General features: G+C 58.1%; 14 protein-coding genes and 2 pseudogenes. 11 read left to right on the top strand and 5 right to left on the bottom strand.

Annotated features, from left to right (window positions below):
- Nucleotides 1-3 precede the first annotated feature (3 nt).
- The 5 genes and pseudogenes from rbfA to G518_RS0115455 form a co-directional block, all read right to left on the bottom strand.
- Nucleotides 4-378, bottom strand: coding sequence for a 30S ribosome-binding factor RbfA (rbfA, locus tag G518_RS0115470; protein WP_028603330.1), 375 nt, complete (start codon nucleotides 376-378; stop codon nucleotides 4-6).
- A gap of 66 nt (nucleotides 379-444) precedes the next feature.
- Nucleotides 445-2,628, bottom strand: a pseudogene (gene infB, locus G518_RS0115465) (translation initiation factor IF-2); the annotation flags it as partial.
- Between the two features lie 335 nt (nucleotides 2,629-2,963).
- Nucleotides 2,964-3,471: pseudogene (locus G518_RS41550) on the bottom strand (translation initiation factor IF-2 associated domain-containing protein); the annotation flags it as partial.
- Between the two features lie 24 nt (nucleotides 3,472-3,495).
- Nucleotides 3,496-4,980, bottom strand: a complete 1,485-nt coding sequence (nusA, locus tag G518_RS0115460) for a transcription termination factor NusA (protein WP_028603328.1) — start codon at nucleotides 4,978-4,980, stop codon at nucleotides 3,496-3,498.
- A gap of 68 nt (nucleotides 4,981-5,048) precedes the next feature.
- On the bottom strand, nucleotides 5,049-5,648 hold the full coding sequence (locus G518_RS0115455) for an LSm family protein (RefSeq protein ID WP_028603327.1): 600 nt from the start codon (nucleotides 5,646-5,648) through the stop codon (nucleotides 5,049-5,051).
- A 228-nt stretch (nucleotides 5,649-5,876) separates the two neighbouring features.
- On the opposite strand from G518_RS0115455, the gene G518_RS35350 reads away from it, so the two are divergent.
- The 11 genes from G518_RS35350 (at nucleotide 5,877) to G518_RS0115400 (ending at nucleotide 15,866) form a co-directional block, all read left to right on the top strand.
- Complete coding sequence (locus G518_RS35350) at nucleotides 5,877-6,134, top strand: acyl carrier protein (RefSeq protein ID WP_051236765.1); 258 nt, start codon at nucleotides 5,877-5,879, stop codon at nucleotides 6,132-6,134.
- 7 nt (nucleotides 6,135-6,141) lie between these two features.
- Nucleotides 6,142-7,416 carry a beta-ketoacyl-[acyl-carrier-protein] synthase family protein gene (locus tag G518_RS0115445; RefSeq protein WP_028603326.1) on the top strand — a complete coding sequence of 425 codons (1,275 nt, stop codon included), beginning with the start codon at nucleotides 6,142-6,144 and terminating at the stop codon, nucleotides 7,414-7,416.
- Nucleotides 7,417-7,466: 50 nt separating this feature from the next.
- Nucleotides 7,467-7,751, top strand: coding sequence for a phosphopantetheine-binding protein (locus tag G518_RS0115440; protein WP_028603325.1), 285 nt, complete (start codon nucleotides 7,467-7,469; stop codon nucleotides 7,749-7,751).
- Between the two features lie 125 nt (nucleotides 7,752-7,876).
- On the top strand, nucleotides 7,877-9,211 hold the full coding sequence (locus G518_RS0115435; protein WP_028603324.1) for an AMP-binding protein: 1,335 nt from the start codon (nucleotides 7,877-7,879) through the stop codon (nucleotides 9,209-9,211).
- A 46-nt stretch (nucleotides 9,212-9,257) separates the two neighbouring features.
- On the top strand, nucleotides 9,258-9,602 hold the full coding sequence (locus G518_RS38520) for an ApeI family dehydratase (RefSeq protein WP_051236763.1): 345 nt from the start codon (nucleotides 9,258-9,260) through the stop codon (nucleotides 9,600-9,602).
- Nucleotides 9,599-10,513 carry a lysophospholipid acyltransferase family protein gene (locus tag G518_RS0115425; protein WP_028603322.1) on the top strand — a complete coding sequence of 305 codons (915 nt, stop codon included), beginning with the start codon at nucleotides 9,599-9,601 and terminating at the stop codon, nucleotides 10,511-10,513. The genes G518_RS38520 and G518_RS0115425 overlap by 4 nt, the downstream gene beginning before the upstream one ends.
- A complete protein-coding gene (locus G518_RS0115420; protein WP_051236761.1) occupies nucleotides 10,485-11,084 on the top strand; it encodes an outer membrane lipoprotein carrier protein LolA in 600 nt (199 codons plus the stop codon). The genes G518_RS0115425 and G518_RS0115420 overlap by 29 nt, the downstream gene beginning before the upstream one ends.
- Nucleotides 11,085-11,095: 11 nt before the next feature.
- Nucleotides 11,096-13,507, top strand: coding sequence for an MMPL family transporter (locus tag G518_RS0115415; protein WP_028603320.1), 2,412 nt, complete (start codon nucleotides 11,096-11,098; stop codon nucleotides 13,505-13,507).
- Nucleotides 13,504-14,193 (top strand): phosphatase PAP2 family protein, encoded by a 690-nt coding sequence (locus tag G518_RS35340; protein ID WP_051236759.1) that lies wholly within the window; start codon nucleotides 13,504-13,506, stop codon nucleotides 14,191-14,193. Before G518_RS0115415 ends, G518_RS35340 begins: the two co-directional genes overlap by 4 nt.
- Nucleotides 14,194-14,308: 115 nt before the next feature.
- Nucleotides 14,309-15,094, top strand: coding sequence for a lysophospholipid acyltransferase family protein (locus G518_RS0115405; RefSeq protein WP_028603319.1), 786 nt, complete (start codon nucleotides 14,309-14,311; stop codon nucleotides 15,092-15,094).
- A complete protein-coding gene (locus tag G518_RS0115400) occupies nucleotides 15,087-15,866 on the top strand; it encodes a glycosyltransferase family 2 protein (protein WP_036594868.1) in 780 nt (259 codons plus the stop codon). The genes G518_RS0115405 and G518_RS0115400 overlap by 8 nt, the downstream gene beginning before the upstream one ends.
- Nucleotides 15,867-15,925 lie beyond the last annotated feature (59 nt).

Here is a 15,925-nt window from a genome sequence, read left to right as displayed (position 1 = left end):
ACTTTATTCGTCTGAGTCTTTCGCACGAGATGAAACAGCCTTTGCAATCAAGGCGTTCATATCGGCGGCGCGTTCGATGGTTCGATCGAACACGAAGTGAAGCGTGGGCACCGTGTGGATGTGCAACCGCTTGAATAGCCCGCTCCGCAGGAAGCCAGCAGCCGCATTCAAGCCTTCAGACGTTTGCACGGGATCGCCGTTCAAAAGGCTGAAGTACACCTTGGCATGAGCATAGTCTGGCGTTACTTCGACAGCGTTCACAGTGACCATCCCGACGCGCGGATCTTTCAACTCGCGCGCGATCAACTCCGCCAGATCACGTTGGATCTGGTCGGCAACCTTGAAACTGCGGTTGGGAGTGGTACTTTTTCTTGGCATGGCGAATGCGCGAAAGCTTCTGGCGAACAGCCCCACCGCTTACACGGCAGGAACATTCGGCAATTTTTACAGCGTACGCGCGATCTCCTTGATCTCGAAAATTTCCAGCTGATCGCCTTCTTTGATGTCGTTGTAGTTCTTGAGTTTGATACCGCACTCAAAACCTTCTTTGACTTCGCGCACATCATCTTTGAGGCGCTTGAGCGAGTCAAGTTCACCTGTGTAGATGATGACGTTGTCGCGCAGCAGACGGAAGCGAGCATCGCGCCGAACCACGCCGTGGGTGACCATACAGCCGGCAACGGTGCCGATCTTTGTAGCCACGAACACGGTGCGGATTTCCGCATGACCGATAACTTCTTCTTTCTGCTCGGGCGCCAACATGCCCGACATCGCAGCCTTCAGCTCATCCACAGCGTCATAAATGATGCTGTAGTAATGAATCACTACATCATTGCCTTCAGCCAACTTGCGCGCACCTACGTCAGCACGCACGTTGAAGCCGATGACCAAGGCTTTAGAGGCAATGGCCAAGTTGATGTCGGATTCGCTGATACCGCCAACGCCTGCATACACCAGCTGAACCTTCACCTCTTCGGTGGAGAGTTTGAGCAGTGATTGCGCCAGCGCTTCTTGAGAACCTTGGACATCTGCCTTGATGATGATCGGCAAATGCTGGACCTCGCCGGAGGCCATGTCGGTAAACATGTTCTCGAGCTTGGCAGCTTGTTGCCGCGCCAACTTGGTGTTGCGGAACTTACCGGCACGGTAGGTAGCGATTTCACGCGCACGGCGCTCATCTGCCATCACCATGAAGTCATCGCCAGCTTGCGGAACTTCGGTCAGGCCCTGAATTTCCACTGGAATCGAAGGACCAGCTTCTTTCACTGACTTACCGTTTTCGTCCAGCATCGCACGCACGCGGCCGGAAGTTTGACCAGCCAACACGACATCACCAGCGCGCAAAGTGCCCGACTGAACCAATACGGTAGCAACAGGACCACGACCTTTGTCGAGTCGTGCTTCGATCACGATACCTTTGGCAGCAGCATCGATTGGAGCCCTGAGTTCAAGCACTTCAGCCTGCAGCAGAACCTGCTCAAGCAAGTCGTCCACGCCCTGGCCTGTTTTGGCAGAGACGGAAACGAAAGGTGATTCGCCGCCGAACTCTTCAGGCACCACTTCTTCAGCGACCAACTCTGCCTTGACGCGCTCCAGGTTAGCGTCTGGCTTATCGATCTTGTTGATGGCGACCACGATCGGCACGCCAGCCGCTTTCGCGTGCTTGATAGCCTCTTTGGTTTGGGGCATGACGCCGTCATCCGCTGCCACGACGAGAATAACGATGTCGGTGGCTTTCGCGCCACGAGCACGCATGGCCGTAAAGGCCTCGTGACCGGGAGTATCCAGAAAGGACACTACGCCGCGAGGAGTACTCACGTGATAGGCGCCGATGTGCTGCGTGATGCCGCCAGCTTCGCCAGACGCCACTTTGGCGCGGCGAATGTAGTCGAGCAGCGAAGTCTTACCGTGATCGACGTGACCCATGACGGTCACGACAGGAGCGCGTGGCAAGGCTTCAGCAGCCTGCGCTTGCACTTCTTCTTCGGTAAACGCTTCGGGATCGTCCAGTGCAGCGATAACAGCTTTGTGACCCAGGTCTTCGACCAGAATCATGGCCGTGTCTTGATCGAGCGGCTGGTTGATGGTGACCATCTGGCCCAGCTTCATCAACTGCTTGATGACCTCTGATGCCTTGATAGACATTTTGTGTGCGAGCTCAGCCACCGTGATGGTTTCCGGCACGTGCACTTCAACGATGCGCTGCTCTGTTTGAGCGGCCTGCATAGGGACATCACGGTGATCGCGATCACCGCGACGTCCGCGAGGGCCACCACGCCAGTTGCCACCTCGACCAGCGCCACCGGAAGAGTCGCCACGGGTTGGGATACCCTTTTTCTTGGCCGGATCACCTGCCCAGCTGGAAGACAGCTTGGCAGATTTGACCTCTTTATTGCCAGAAGGTGCAGCAGCAGCTGTTGCGCCAGCGGGCTTGGGTGTTGTGCCAGCAGGCTTGTGCAGAGTGCCCTTGACACCCACAGCAGGCTTGGCTTCTTCGACCTTTTTGGGTTCTTCCGGCCTCTTGGCCACGAGTACGCGCCGCGGCGCGTTCATCATGTTCCGAATAGCTTCAGCTTCAGCCAGGGCTTTACGGCGACGTTCGTCGTGGTCACGCTGGCGGCTTGCCTCATCTTCTACAGCTGGCTTGGCAGCAACCAGAGGCGCTGCCGGCACGCTTACTGCAGGTGCGGGTGTCGAATTCACGGTTTGCTCAGCAGGCACGCTCGCCGCTTCGGTATTTTCTGACGCGGCCTTGGCAGGCTCACTCTTTTCCGCTTGGGCTACTGCGGGCTCAGCCTGGGCAGGAGCCGCAGGAACATCAGTTGCCACAGGAGAAACAACGGGCGCAGCCACAGGCGCGGCAACTTGCACAGGCTCCGGCGCAATCGCGGCCTCTGGAGCTGGTGCAGGCGCAGGAACAGGTGCGGGGACGGGCGCAGCAACCGCAGCTTCTTGAGCGCGTGCGGCGTTCGCACGCTCTTGCTCTTGTCCTTCGCGTTGGCGGCGCTTCTCGGTCTGCTCTTCTTCCTGGCGACGCATCAGCTCCGCATGCCGACGTGTTTCGGCCTGGCGACGAGCCAATTCAGCCTCATCAATGACAGGTGCGCTCTGAACAGGCGGCGCTGGCGGAGAAATCTCTTCAATCTCTGGCTCAGGGGCTGAAACTTCATCGTCGCGCTTGATGAACGTACGTTTCTTGCGGACCTCCACCTGGATGGTGCGCGCTCTGCCCGTGGCGTCGGCCTGTTTAATCTCGCTGGTAGATTTTTTCGTCAGCGAGATTTTCTTACGCTCGGCCGATTGGGTTCCGTGACTGGTTTGCAAGTAGTTCAGCAATCTCTGTTTGTCGTTGTCGGTCAAGACATCGGAGGGGGCCGATTTGGCCACGCCCGCTGCCTGCAATTGTTCAAGCAGAGTGTCGGTCGGCTTTTTGAGTTCGTTCGCGAACTCGGAAACAGTGGTGTTCGTCATATGCTGTGCGTGTCTCCATGACCATTACTCTTGGTCTGCAAACCAGTGCTCGCGCGCTTTCACAATGAGCGCGCGGGCGTCGTCTTCGGACTGCTGGGTGATGGCTGTAAGTTCATCAACGGCCAGATCAGCAAGGTCATCGCGGGTTTGAACACCCGCATCGGCTAGTTTCCCAATGAGTTCAGGCGTGAGGCCTTCAAGGTCGCGCAAATCTTGCGAGACGGTATCAACTTGCTCTTCACGAGCAATTTCCATGGTCAGAAGAGCATCCTTGGCACGAGCGCGTAGTTCGTTGACGGTGTCTTCATCAAAGCTCTCGATGTCCAGCATTTCCTGGATGGGCACATAAGCAACCTCCTCCAGGTTAGTGAACCCTTCTTCGATGAGGATATCTGCGATTTCCTGATCGACATCGAGCTTTTCCATGAACAACTGGCGCGTGGAACCTGTTTCCTCGGCCTGTTTTTGCGCCGATTCGGCGGCGTCCATGATGTTGATTTTCCAACCGGTGAGATCGGAAGCCAAACGAACGTTCTGACCACCGCGGCCAATGGCGATGGCGAGGTTTTCCTCATCCACCACGACGTCCATGGCGTGTTTTTCCTCGTCCACCACGATGGACTGCACATTCGCGGGCGCCAGCGCACCAATCACGAACTGAGCAGGATCCTCGGACCAAAGAACGATGTCCACACGCTCACCGGCGAGTTCGTTGGTCACGGCATTGACACGTGTACCCCGGACACCTACGCAGGTTCCAATGGGGTCCACTCGTTTATCGTGACTCAAGACAGCGATCTTGGCGCGGCTACCGGCATCGCGAGCACAGCTCTTGATCTCCAGAAGGCCCTGCTCAATCTCTGGCACTTCATTGCGGAACAGCTCAATCATGAACTCGGGCGCAGAGCGCGAGAGCAAGATGGGAGCACCACGCAACGTGAGATCAACTTCCATGATCATGGCGCGGACGCGATCACCGTTACGCAGATTTTCCTTAGGAATCATCTCGCCACGGCGCAAGCGCCCTTCCACCCGACCGGATTCAACCAGGATGTCGCCTTTATCCATGCGCTTGACGGTGCCGGAGAAAATCTTCTCACCGCGCGACATGAAGTCATTCAGCAGCATTTCCCGCTCGGCATCGCGGATTTTCTGCAGGATAACTTGTTTGGCGGCCATGGCGCCAATACGACCAATAGGCACCGACTCCACCGATTCCTCGATGTATTCATCTACCTCGACGTCAGGGATTTGCTCTTTGGCTTCGAACAAGAGGATTTCCTGCTCGGGCAACTGAAGACCCGCCTCATCAGGCACCACGTGCCAGCGACGGAAAGTCTCGTATTCACCCGTGTCGCGATCAATCGCCACGCGGATATCCACTTCGCCTTGATAAAGCTTTTTAGCCGCCTGGGCCAATGCCGCTTCAACGGAGCCAAATACCACGTCGCGCTCGACGTTTTTCTCGCGCGAAATGGCTTCAACCAGCATCAACAGTTCGCGATTCATGTTTAAGACAACTCCATATCAAATCCCCCCGCCTTAGACAAAGGCGCGGCAAGCACGACCCAAGGCCGTCAATCCTTTACGTTTTCCGAGGCATCCGGAGCAGAATGCCCACGCCCCTTGAAATCCACTATGGGCGCCAGACGGACGCTCTGCAACTCATCAAGGGCAAATGCCATCACGTGCACTGGCGGGGCTGCTCGCCGCGCGCTGACGCGCTGACCCGGCTTGGCAACGACCTCGTCGCTCCACATAATCTGCCAGCCCGAAGGCTCGGCTCGCTGGAGCGCGCCACGAAACTTTTTGCGATTGGCATTCACCTGGCCTGCCGCCACAGCCGCGCCGACCGGCGCCTTAAGCACCAGATCAACCACCTGACCCTGAAAACGCTCAAAATCCAGTTCGTTGCGCAACGGCCTATCAATACCAGGCGAAGACACCTCCAGGCGCTTGTATTCCGCACCCTCCACCTCCAACACATACTGAAGCTGACGCGTGACGCGCTCGCAGTCTTCAACAGTGATAGAGTGGACTACAGCGTCGCTAGGGCTCCAAGGCAAATCTATAGTGACGCGCAGCAACCCACCGGGGGAACGCTCTGTTTCCACCGACTCATAACCGAGACCGCGTACGGTGTCGTCAATCGTTTGCTGCAATGCAACGCTCGTCAAATTCTTACCCCGGGCAACTAAGACCCCAAAAACGAAGAACCAAAAAAAATGGGCGGTTGGAACCCGCCCATTTGGTCGTGAATTGATGTGATTCTACCACGAAAGTGCGGAGTATTGGGCTGAGCCCAACCGACCCGGGCGATGCCCCTCTCTTCGCATATCATCTGACTGAATCAGCGTAAGAATGGACACCGCGAAGGTGCCTGACAAGTGAATATATTGGAGCTAATGAGGGATTTTCTAGTGGAGCGGCTAGATATTCCGAGAGAAAAGGTAGTACCCGAGGCCAAACTGGCAGATCTGGGTGTCGACTCCTTGATGTTTGCGGAAATGCTGTTTGAGCTGGAAGATCAGGCAAAAACCGAGTTGGACATCCGCTCAGCGGATGCTCTGCCTGAAACAGTAGGTGAGCTGATAGCCCTGATTGAAACCCATCTGCAAGCCGGGGCGCTCAAAGCCTCTACTCCACCCCACCCCGCGCCTTAACTCCAATATGCATTACAGGGTAGCCGTCACGGGGCTGGGCATTGTCAATCCGTTCGATGGCGAAGGCGAGCCCAACTCTGGAGGGGTGACTGATTTCTTCCAGCGCATAACGAACGGGCAATCTGCCGTCTCACTATATGAGACTCAGGATATTCCCCGGCCAATATCCGTTCCGGCCGTGCGTTGCGCCGCATTCCGACCTGAATTGCGTTTGGGAAAAGCGCTCTCCACCATGATGGAACGGTTTGCCCAATTGGGAGTAGCTGCGGCTTTCGACGCGTGGCAAGACGCAGGGCTGGATAAGGAATACTGCCAGGCATCAGGAATGACCGAGGCAAGTGGCGTGGCCTGGGGCACTGCGCTGGGCGGCCTGATGGCCTTCGAGCGCGGTTATCGTGATTTCTGGCAGCATGGGCGTGAGCGCGTGCCTCCCATGTCTGTGGTGTTGGGTATGAACAACGCAGCGGCGGGCCATATCTCCATTCAATTAGGGCTGGGAAACAGCGCCCTCACCTACTCTGTGGCCTGTGCATCTGCCGCCACCGCCATTGGTGAGGCCTTTCAACATATCCGCAACGGGCGCGCCAAGCTCATGGTGGCTGGGGGCTCTGATGCCACACTGGCCTATGCTGTGGTACGCGCCTGGGAAGCGCTCAAGGTACTTTCGCCTGGCGACAAAGCTACGGCACCCCAGGCTTGCAGGCCTTTTCACCCAGAACGCGCGGGCTTGGTACTGGGAGAAGGCGCGGCGGCCCTGGTGCTGGAAGATTGGGACCATGCTGTCGCTAGAAACGCCCGCATTTACGCAGAAATTGCTGGTTATGGCGCCAACGCCGACCATATGCATCTTGTCCGGCCTGATCAAAATGGGCAGGTAGCGGCTATGAACATGGCTCTCAATGAGGCGGGCCTCTCTCCTTCGGAGCTAGGGTATGTGAATGCACACGGCACCGCAACACGCGAAGGCGACCCGATCGAAATCGCTGCTTTGAGAACGGTTTTTGGACGGCACGCGGAGCAGCTTGCAGTGAGTGCAACCAAATCGGCGCATGGGCATTTGATGGGCGCCACGGGCGCCGTTGAAGCATTGCTGACGGTACTAGCTCTTCATTACGATACGTTGCCGCCCACCGCTCACCTGGATCGTGTGGATGCCAGTTGCGCTGGGGTGGCGCACGTTCGCGGTACTGCGTTACGCGGCTCCAAAGTGACTTCCGCGCTTTCCAATTCCTTTGCTTTCGGTGGCAGTAACGCGGTGCTTGCTTTCAAGGCCGTGCGCTAATACTTGGTAGCGCATTGGTTTAACGACAATTTTTCGACCCCATTTCTCTTATGTCTTCCTCTCCTTTTTCGACAGACACCGCTACTCTGATTCCTGAGGTGGCGCAATTGATGGTCACGGCATTGAATCTGGACATTCAGCCCTCTGACATCGCTCCTGATGCGCCCCTTTACGGAGAGGGTTTAGGGCTGGACTCGATCGACATTCTCGAAGTAGCGCTCGCGGTGTCAAAAAAGTACGGCTTCCAGCTCCGCGCCGACGACGAAGGAAAGGCCGCCATCTATGCCTCCCTGCGCAATCTCACACAGCATATTGCGACGCACCGTACAACTTGATTGAATGATGCAGGCGCAAGTTCAGTCTTGCCGCTGTAAAAAATGGCCCCCACGCTCCCCAGCTTCGCGAGGTCCGCTGCCCCCCTGAAGGGGTGCTTTCTATTTTGGGACGGCCCGGCAATAAAATGATGCAGTACCCCTTAAGCAGCCACTTGCCCGGCGATGTGATCGCGCATCGGCTGGGCGAAACCATTACTGCCGGGCAGTTTCACCAGGAAGCGGTGGATCTCGCGGGAGTGTTGCCCGCCTCTTCGTTCATCATCAACACGTGTCAAGATCGCTATCTATTTATGCTGGGGTTTGCGGCGGCCGCTTTGGCAGGCAAGACGACGCTGATGCCCTCCAGCTTCGCGCCCAACACAATTTCACAGCTGCAATCCCGATATCCGGACCTATTGTGTTTGCACGACGGTCGTGACCTGGCTCATGGTTTACCGGATCTGAAGATCTCTGCCCGCTCTTCGGCAGAGCTGCGCTCCGCACCGGCGCCGCTGATAGACGCAGAGCAGGTGGTGTCCATCGTGTTTACTTCTGGCTCCACGGGCGAACCCACGGCGCACGCTAAGCGGTGGGGGCTGCTGTGTCTGAACGGCGCCTCGGAATCAGAGCGGCTGGGCGCAAGAGGGATGGCTATCGTCGCCACGGTGCCGCCTCAACACATGTATGGCTTTGAATCGAGCGTTTTGCTCACGCTCCATGGCGGGTCCAGCATGTGGCATGGCAAGCCTTTCTATCCGGCGGATATCACTGAAGCACTTGATGCAACGCCGCGTCCCCGGATGCTGGTGACCACTCCATTTCATCTTTCTACCTTGATGGCTGCAGGCCTTCCGCTGCCGCCGTGCGATACGGTTCTCAGCGCTACCGCGCCACTGGCCCTCCCCCTGGCCCAACGTGCAGAAGGGGCGCTCAAAGCCCCTTTGCTCGAAATCTATGGGTGCACAGAAAGCGGCCAGGTTGCCAGCCGCCGTCCTTCGGAGGACGCGGCCTGGCAATTGCTTGCGGGCGTGCAAATGGATACGGATACAGAAGGCGCCTGGGTGTTTGGTGGCCACGTTGAGGGGCGTGTTCTGCTGTCTGACTACATCGAAACCCAAAGCGCTGGGCGCTTCATCCTCCTGGGCCGCCACGAGGATATGGTCAATATTGCGGGAAAGAGAACATCCATCTCGCACCTCAATGCGCAGTTGCAGACGATTCCCGGGGTGTTGGATGGCTGCTTCCTGCAGCCTGATGCGGCCGCGGCGGGATCGGGCGATGGAGAGGGTGTGCAGCGTCTTGCAGCATTGGTTGTTGCACCCAGTCTGAGCGTTGAATCCATATTGGAACAGTTGCGCGTGCGAGTGGATGCGGTGTTTCTCCCCCGCCCCGTTCTGCGCGTGGAAACATTGCCGCGAAATGCCACGGGCAAGCTGGTTCGGTCCGAGCTTCTCGCCCTTTACGCCACGCTTCGCTCATGAAGAGTTTTTCTACACCGCCCGGCTTCGTGCGGCTCGCAGCCTCCCGATGAAAAAAGCACTGAATTGGCAAGAGTGGCCCGTGCTGGGTCACTGGCAGGTAAGTCTGGATCATCCGGTGCTGGATGGGCATTTCCCTGGCCAGCCCGTTGTCCCCGGTGCGCTTTTGCTGAGCTGGCTATTGCAAGAGCTCAGTCGCTTTACCGGGCGTGAGGTAGCGGAGATCAGAGATTCGCGCTTTCCTGGTGTCGCCTTGCCTGGCGCGCACCTTGAATCACGCATATCCTCCAGCGACACCAGCACCCGGTTCGTGATCATCGACAGCAGCTCGGAGCCGGCGCGCGTTGTGGCGTCGGGATCGGTTCTGCTGAGCAGCCTGGACGATGCACGATGACGCCACCTTCCGACGACAAAACGTCATGGGCGCAAAAGCCTGAACGCAGCTCAATGGCTGCGCTGCGTCTGATGACCTGGCTCTCGCTTACCCTGGGCCGAAGATTCAGTCGCCTGGTGCTCTACCCGATTGCTCTTTATTTCCTGGTGTTCGCTCCTTCAGCGAAGAGGGCCAGCAAAACCTTCCTGAGCCGCGCCCTTGGTCGTGTAGCTCGAGTGCCTGACGGCTTCAAACATGTGCTCTCCTTCGCTTCGGTGGTGCATGACCGGGTGTATTGGCTACGCGGTCGCTTTGATCTTTTTGACGTGAAGATATCGGGCGAAGAGCATCTTGCTGGCCCTCGTGCTGAAGGCAGGGGCATTGTGCTGGTGGGGGGACATTTCGGCAGTTTCGAGGCATTGCGCGTGCTGGGTGAGCGCCATGGGATAGATGCCAAGATGCTGATGTACCCAGATAACGCGCGCATGGTTACGGCTGCACTGGCAGCCATCAATCCAGCGCTCGTCGATAGTGTCATTTCGCTTGGGCGGCCAGAATCAATATTACATGTGCGGGAGCATCTGTCGACGGGGGGCTGCGTAGGTATTTTGGCCGATCGCACGCTGGACAGCACTAACACCCGCGCTATCCCATTTCTGGATGAGCCCGCCAATTTTCCGCTGGGTCCTTTTCGGCTCGCAGCGATGCTGCGCGCGCCCGTGGTCTTCATGGCGGGCGTCTACCTGGGCGGCAATCGTTACCATCTCCATTTCGAGTCCGTCCTCGATTTCGCCGACGTCTCAGTTCAAAGCCGTGAAACGGCTATTACCGCCGCTCAAGACAGATTCGTCGATCTGCTGCAGCAGCATTGCAAGAAAACTCCCTGGAACTGGTTCAATTTTTATGATTTTTGGCACGAAAACCCGCGCTGAATTACGCTTTCGCAAACTCCTGATCCTCGCAGCACTGGCCTGGAGCACAGCTACTCCCGTATGGGCCAACTGGAATCTTGACGAGTTGATGAAGCAGCTGGCCCAGCACCCCGCAGGTAGCGCTCGCTTCGTAGAAACGAAGAAGTTGTCTGTGCTCGATGCGCCAGTCGTGAGCTCCGGAACCTTGTTTTTCAGCCCGCCCGATCGGCTGGAGAAAAACACCCTGCTGCCAAAGCCAGAATCCATGGTGCTCGAACGGGATCGCTTGACGCTTTCACGCGACGGCCGAAAACGCGAAGTGCGCTTGCAGCAGTACCCCGAAGTAATGAGCATTGTGGAAGCCATCCGCAGCACCCTGATGGGCAACCAATCTGTGCTCCGCCAATACTACGCGCTGCAGTTACAAGGCTCCGAAACCAACTGGCGCTTGATACTCACACCCGCTGAGGAACGCACGCAGCGCTGGATCACCCAAATAATGATAAGTGGCAAGCGCAACCAGATTTCCACTATAGAAACACTGCAGGCCGATGGGGATCGATCAGTGATGGCCATTGAAGCCGATAAATAAGGTCCGCGCCAATGCTTTCGACTCCACCACGCGCCGGCTCCTCACGCGGTGCGCTCTGGTTATGGGTACTGGTCATGGTGGCATGCGTTGCCATAGTGGCCACAAGCCGCTTCAGTACCGATATGTCGGCGTTCTTGCCCACGAACCCGGATGCCCGCCAGCGCTTGCTGGTTGATCAGATTCGTGAGGGCGCCCTCTCGCGCATGGTGTTGATGGGCATTGATGGGGGCACGCCGCAGGCACGCGCCGATGCATCTCGCGCCTTGGCGGCAAAGCTGCGAGCCAGCAATGATTTCATAGGCGTTGTCAATGGCGATGAAGCCAGCCGTCAGCATGACCAGGAGCTGGTGCTCAATTACCGGTACCTGCTGAGCCCGGGGGTCACTTCCGAGCGCTTCAGTACCACGGGGTTGCATGACGCGATTTCCCAGACGGTGGCAGACCTCTCAGGTTCCGCCGGGCTGATACTAAAAAGCCTGCTGCCTCGAGACCCGACCGGAGAATTGGTCAGAACGCTGGACACCATCTCAGGGGCCAACATGCCCTCCAGCAGTGATGGAGCCTGGGCTTCAGCCAATGGTGACCGCGCCCTGCTGGTGACCATGACTGCAGCCTCCGGCACTGACACGGATGCGCAAGAGCGCACGCTTAACAGCATTCAGGCTGCGTTCGACGCAGCCAACCCGGGTGGTGAGCTCCGCCTGGTGATGTCTGGCACGCCAGTTTTTTCCGTTCACGCTCGTAGCACCATCAAATCAGAGGTGGAGCGCCTGTCGCTGATCGGCGCCCTGACCGTCTTCGCATTGCTTTTTGCGGTGTACCGTTCGCTGCGCAATGTCTTCATCGGCCTGATACCTGTGGCTTCCGGCATTCTGGTGGCCATTGCCACCGTGGGCCTGGGGTTTGACACCATCCACGCTATCACCATAGGTTTTGGTACGACCCTGATTGGTGAGTCCATCGACTACAGCATCTACTACCTCGTGCAAGCCCATGACCCAGTCACATGGCGCCGCAGCTACTGGCCCACTATCCGCCTGGGTGTGGCCACGTCGGTGTGTGGGTTTGCTGTGCTCCTTTTTTCAAGTTTCCCTGGGCTGGCTCAGCTCGGTGCGTATTCGGTCGCGGGCCTCATTGCGGCGGCGGCCGTGACTCGTTTCGTTCTCCCGGCCTTACCCACGGCGCCCGTTCCCATGGAGCGTATCGAGTGGATAGGTGATCGTATGGCCAGCTTGAGCAACGTGGCTCGGCGGCTGCGCTGGCCAGTGGCTGCATTAACCCTGGCAGCTCTGGTGATCGTGATCATGGGGCGCTCCCAGTTGTGGTCGGAAGGCCTCTCGGGTCTGAACCCCGCTCCAATGGATCTGCAAAAACTCGATGCCGATCTGCGCAAGGACGCAGGCGCACCAGATTTGCAACACATGGTGGTCGTATCAGCCGCTACGGAAGATGCCGCCCTTGCCGCCGCCGAGCAGATCGAAAAGCAACTGCAACCGCTCATCGAGACCGGGAAAATTCGCGGAATAGAAACGCCCGCGCGTTTCATGCCCAGCATGGCGACCCAGCAGGCGCGCAGAAGCGCCCTGCCAGAGGAGACGGAGCTTCGCGCGCGCCTTGCGGCGGCACTTGCCGGGTTGCCACTTCAAGCAAGCCGGCTAGAGCCTTTCATAGAAGATGTCGCAAAAGCGCGCGTGGCTCCGGAACTAAGTTTTGACGTGCTGCGCGGCACCAGCTTCGCATTCGCGGTGCAAAGCCTTTTGCTTCAACGTAGCGAGGGATGGTCAGTTTTGATGCCGCTCAAGCTTCCCGAGGGGGCCGGCGCAGCAGAAGCCGCAGCAGCCAAAGCTGCCGCCAATGCCCTGCTCTCTTCATCATCTGGCGCGGGTATTGATGTTTTCTATCTAGACCTTGAAGAGCAGGCTACCAGCATGTTTGGGCAATATCTTCACGAAGCGCTTGTCCTCGCCATGGTGGGTGGTCTGTGCGTTGTGATTTTGCTCGCCCTGGCGCTGCGCAACCCTGTTCAAGTACTTAAAGTGGTGCTGCCACTCGCGGGCGCCGTGGTTCTGGTGATGGCCGGGCACGTGCTCGGAGGCATGCGTATGACGCTGCTGCATCTGGTGGGCTTGCTGCTGATCATTGCCGTGGGATCGAACTATGCGCTTTTCTTCCACCAGCGCGTAGGCAATGACGCTGCAGGCTCAGCGCCTGGCGGCGCAGGGCTTCCGCGCGCGACGGCCTTGGCGTCATTGGCCATGGCTAACGTATCCACCATGATTGGATTTGGCGTGCTGTCTTTCTCGAAGGTTCCGGTTCTTCACGCCGTGGGCGCCACCGTGGGGCCGGGTGCCCTGCTGGCTTTGCTGTTGGCCATGAGTTGGTCTGGCAGCGACAGCGTGCAGGATGACCAGGTACACGCATGAGCACACCCGCCCTGCCCCGGGAAAACAACGGATCCTGGTTGCAGCTCATGCGCCAACGGGTACGAACCTTGCCTTTTTTGAAGGGCACGGGCAACACTTTGTTTTTGGTCCTGTTTTTCTACCTGTATCTCTATATTCAGCGCAACCCGGTGTTTGAGGTCTTTCAAATACCGGCCACCGAGCTTGACCGGTGGATAGGCTTTCAGCCATGGGCGCTGGGTTTGTATCTCTCGCTATGGGTGTACACCGCGCTACCCGTTGCCTTGCAGCCAGATCTGCGGCGCCTGACTCGCTACGGCCTGCATATTGGCCTGATGTGCGCCGCCAGTCTGTTGATTTTCGTGTTCTGGCCCACCTCTGTTTCAGCCGCCGTAGGGCCGCGCGAGGGAGGGGGCATATTCGCCATGATGTATGCCGTGGACACCAATGGCAACGCCTGCCCGTCCTTGCACGTGGCGGCGGCGGTCTTCTCGTTCATGTGGCTGCAAACCATACTTAAGTCCGTGAGAGCTCCCGCCTGGGTGAGGTGGGTCGATGCACTCTGGTGCATAGGCATCTGTTACTCCACGCTGGCAGTTAAACAGCATCTGCTGATTGACCTGATTGCAGGCGCTGCTTTGGGTGCGGCAGCAGGTTGGTTGAGCTTGCGCTCCGCTTCCCGAGGAAACAACATTCAGCAAATTTAGGGCGTGTCTGACAAGAAGCCTTCGATGGTTTAAGGATAATTCAGACAAAGCTGCCGTTAAGACCCCTTAACGCGGCTTAGACCACGTTTACGTTTCATTCAAAAGCGCCTTTTTTGTGCCGAAATTTTTCTGGCGTGTCTATGAACCCCTGGCCATGGTGCTTGGCCTTGGGCTGCTGGCGCTTATTTGCCTGAGTTGGACACCGTTTGCACTGCTGCTGGGCCCTTTGCTGCCTGCGTCGCGCGCCAAGCATGTAGGGCGGGGGGCGATTCGCACCGGATTCCGGATTTACGTCCGTCTATTGGCAATCTTGTGCGGTTGCCGGTTTGATCTGCGTGAAGTGAAAGCATTGGCTCGTCAACGCCAACCCATGGTGGTGGTGGCCAATCACCCGTCTCTCCTTGATGCGGTGGTCCTGGTTTCATGCTTGCCAAACGCCGTTTGCATCATGAAGGCAGGGCTGATGCATAACCTGCTCCTCGGTGCCGGTGCGCGCATGGCGCGCTACATCGTCAACGATGCCCCTTTGCCGATGATCCGCAGCGCGATCAACGAACTTCGAGACGGTGCGTGTCTGGTGATTTTTCCTGAGGGCACACGCACCAGCACACCTCCGGTGGGGCCATGCGCCGCCACGGCAGGCGTGATTGCGGCGCGCGCCGGGGTTCCGGTACAAACGCTGCTGATTGAAATGAGTACGCCCTACCTCGGAAAGAGCTGGCCGCTCTGGCGCCCGCCCCGCTTGCCACTTGAAGTGCGCATGCGGATAGGGCAGCGCTTTGACACCATCAAGCAGCCCCAGCATTTCGGGCGCGACATCGAGCTCTATTTTCGTGAACACCTTGCTCCCGCGTCCTCTCCATTGCACGCGGCGAAGTCCCTGGATACCCGGCATGGCTGATCTCCCATCTCATCTGTCTCCCCGTGCATCCACCACGCATGTGGTGCTCATACCCAGCTACAACCCCGGACGCAAGGTACTGGACACGGTGTCAGCCGCACGTGCCCAGTGGACGCCAGTCTGGGTGGTGGTAGATGGCAGCACCGACGGCAGCACCGATTGGTTGCGCGAAATGGCAGCGAGTGACCCAGGCTTGCGTGTGATCGTTCAGACACAAAACCAGGGTAAGGGCGCCGCTGTCCTAGCTGGGATTGAGCAGGCCGCACGCGAAGGCTTCACGCATGCGCTGACGATGGATTCAGACGGCCAGCACCCCGCGGAACTGATCCCAGATTTCATGCGGGCATCGCAAGCGGTGCCGGAGGGCATGGTTCTTGGTGTTCCAGTGTTTGGTGCCGAGGCTCCTCGCCTGCGCGTATGGGGGAGAAAAATTTCCAACGGCTGGGCAAATCTGGAAACCTTGGGGATGGGTGTTGGAGATTCGCTGTACGGCTTTCGGGTCTACCCCATCACACCACTCGCTCAGGTGATGAGAAACCAGCGCTTCATGCGCCGCTTTGACTTCGACCCCGAAGCTGCCGTGCGCCTATGCTGGGCCGGCGTTCGCCCTGTGAATCTTCCTGCGCCGGTACGGTACTTCACGCCCGAAGAAGGGGGCGTCTCGCACTTCAAATACCTGCGCGACAACACCCTGCTCACCTGGATGCATACGCGCCTGTTTCTAGGGTTTCTCTGGCGCCTGCCATGGTTGGTGTTTAAGCGTTTGTCGTAGAACGTGTTTTGACTCTCCGAGTGCATTCAGCGCGGTTTGTGTATCCCGACTCCCCACCC

This window comes from Ottowia thiooxydans DSM 14619, assembly GCF_000422885.1.
In the GTDB taxonomy this organism is placed as follows: Bacteria; Pseudomonadota; Gammaproteobacteria; order Burkholderiales; family Burkholderiaceae_C; genus Ottowia; species Ottowia thiooxydans.
This window is presented reverse-complemented; position numbering and strand designations above follow the sequence as displayed.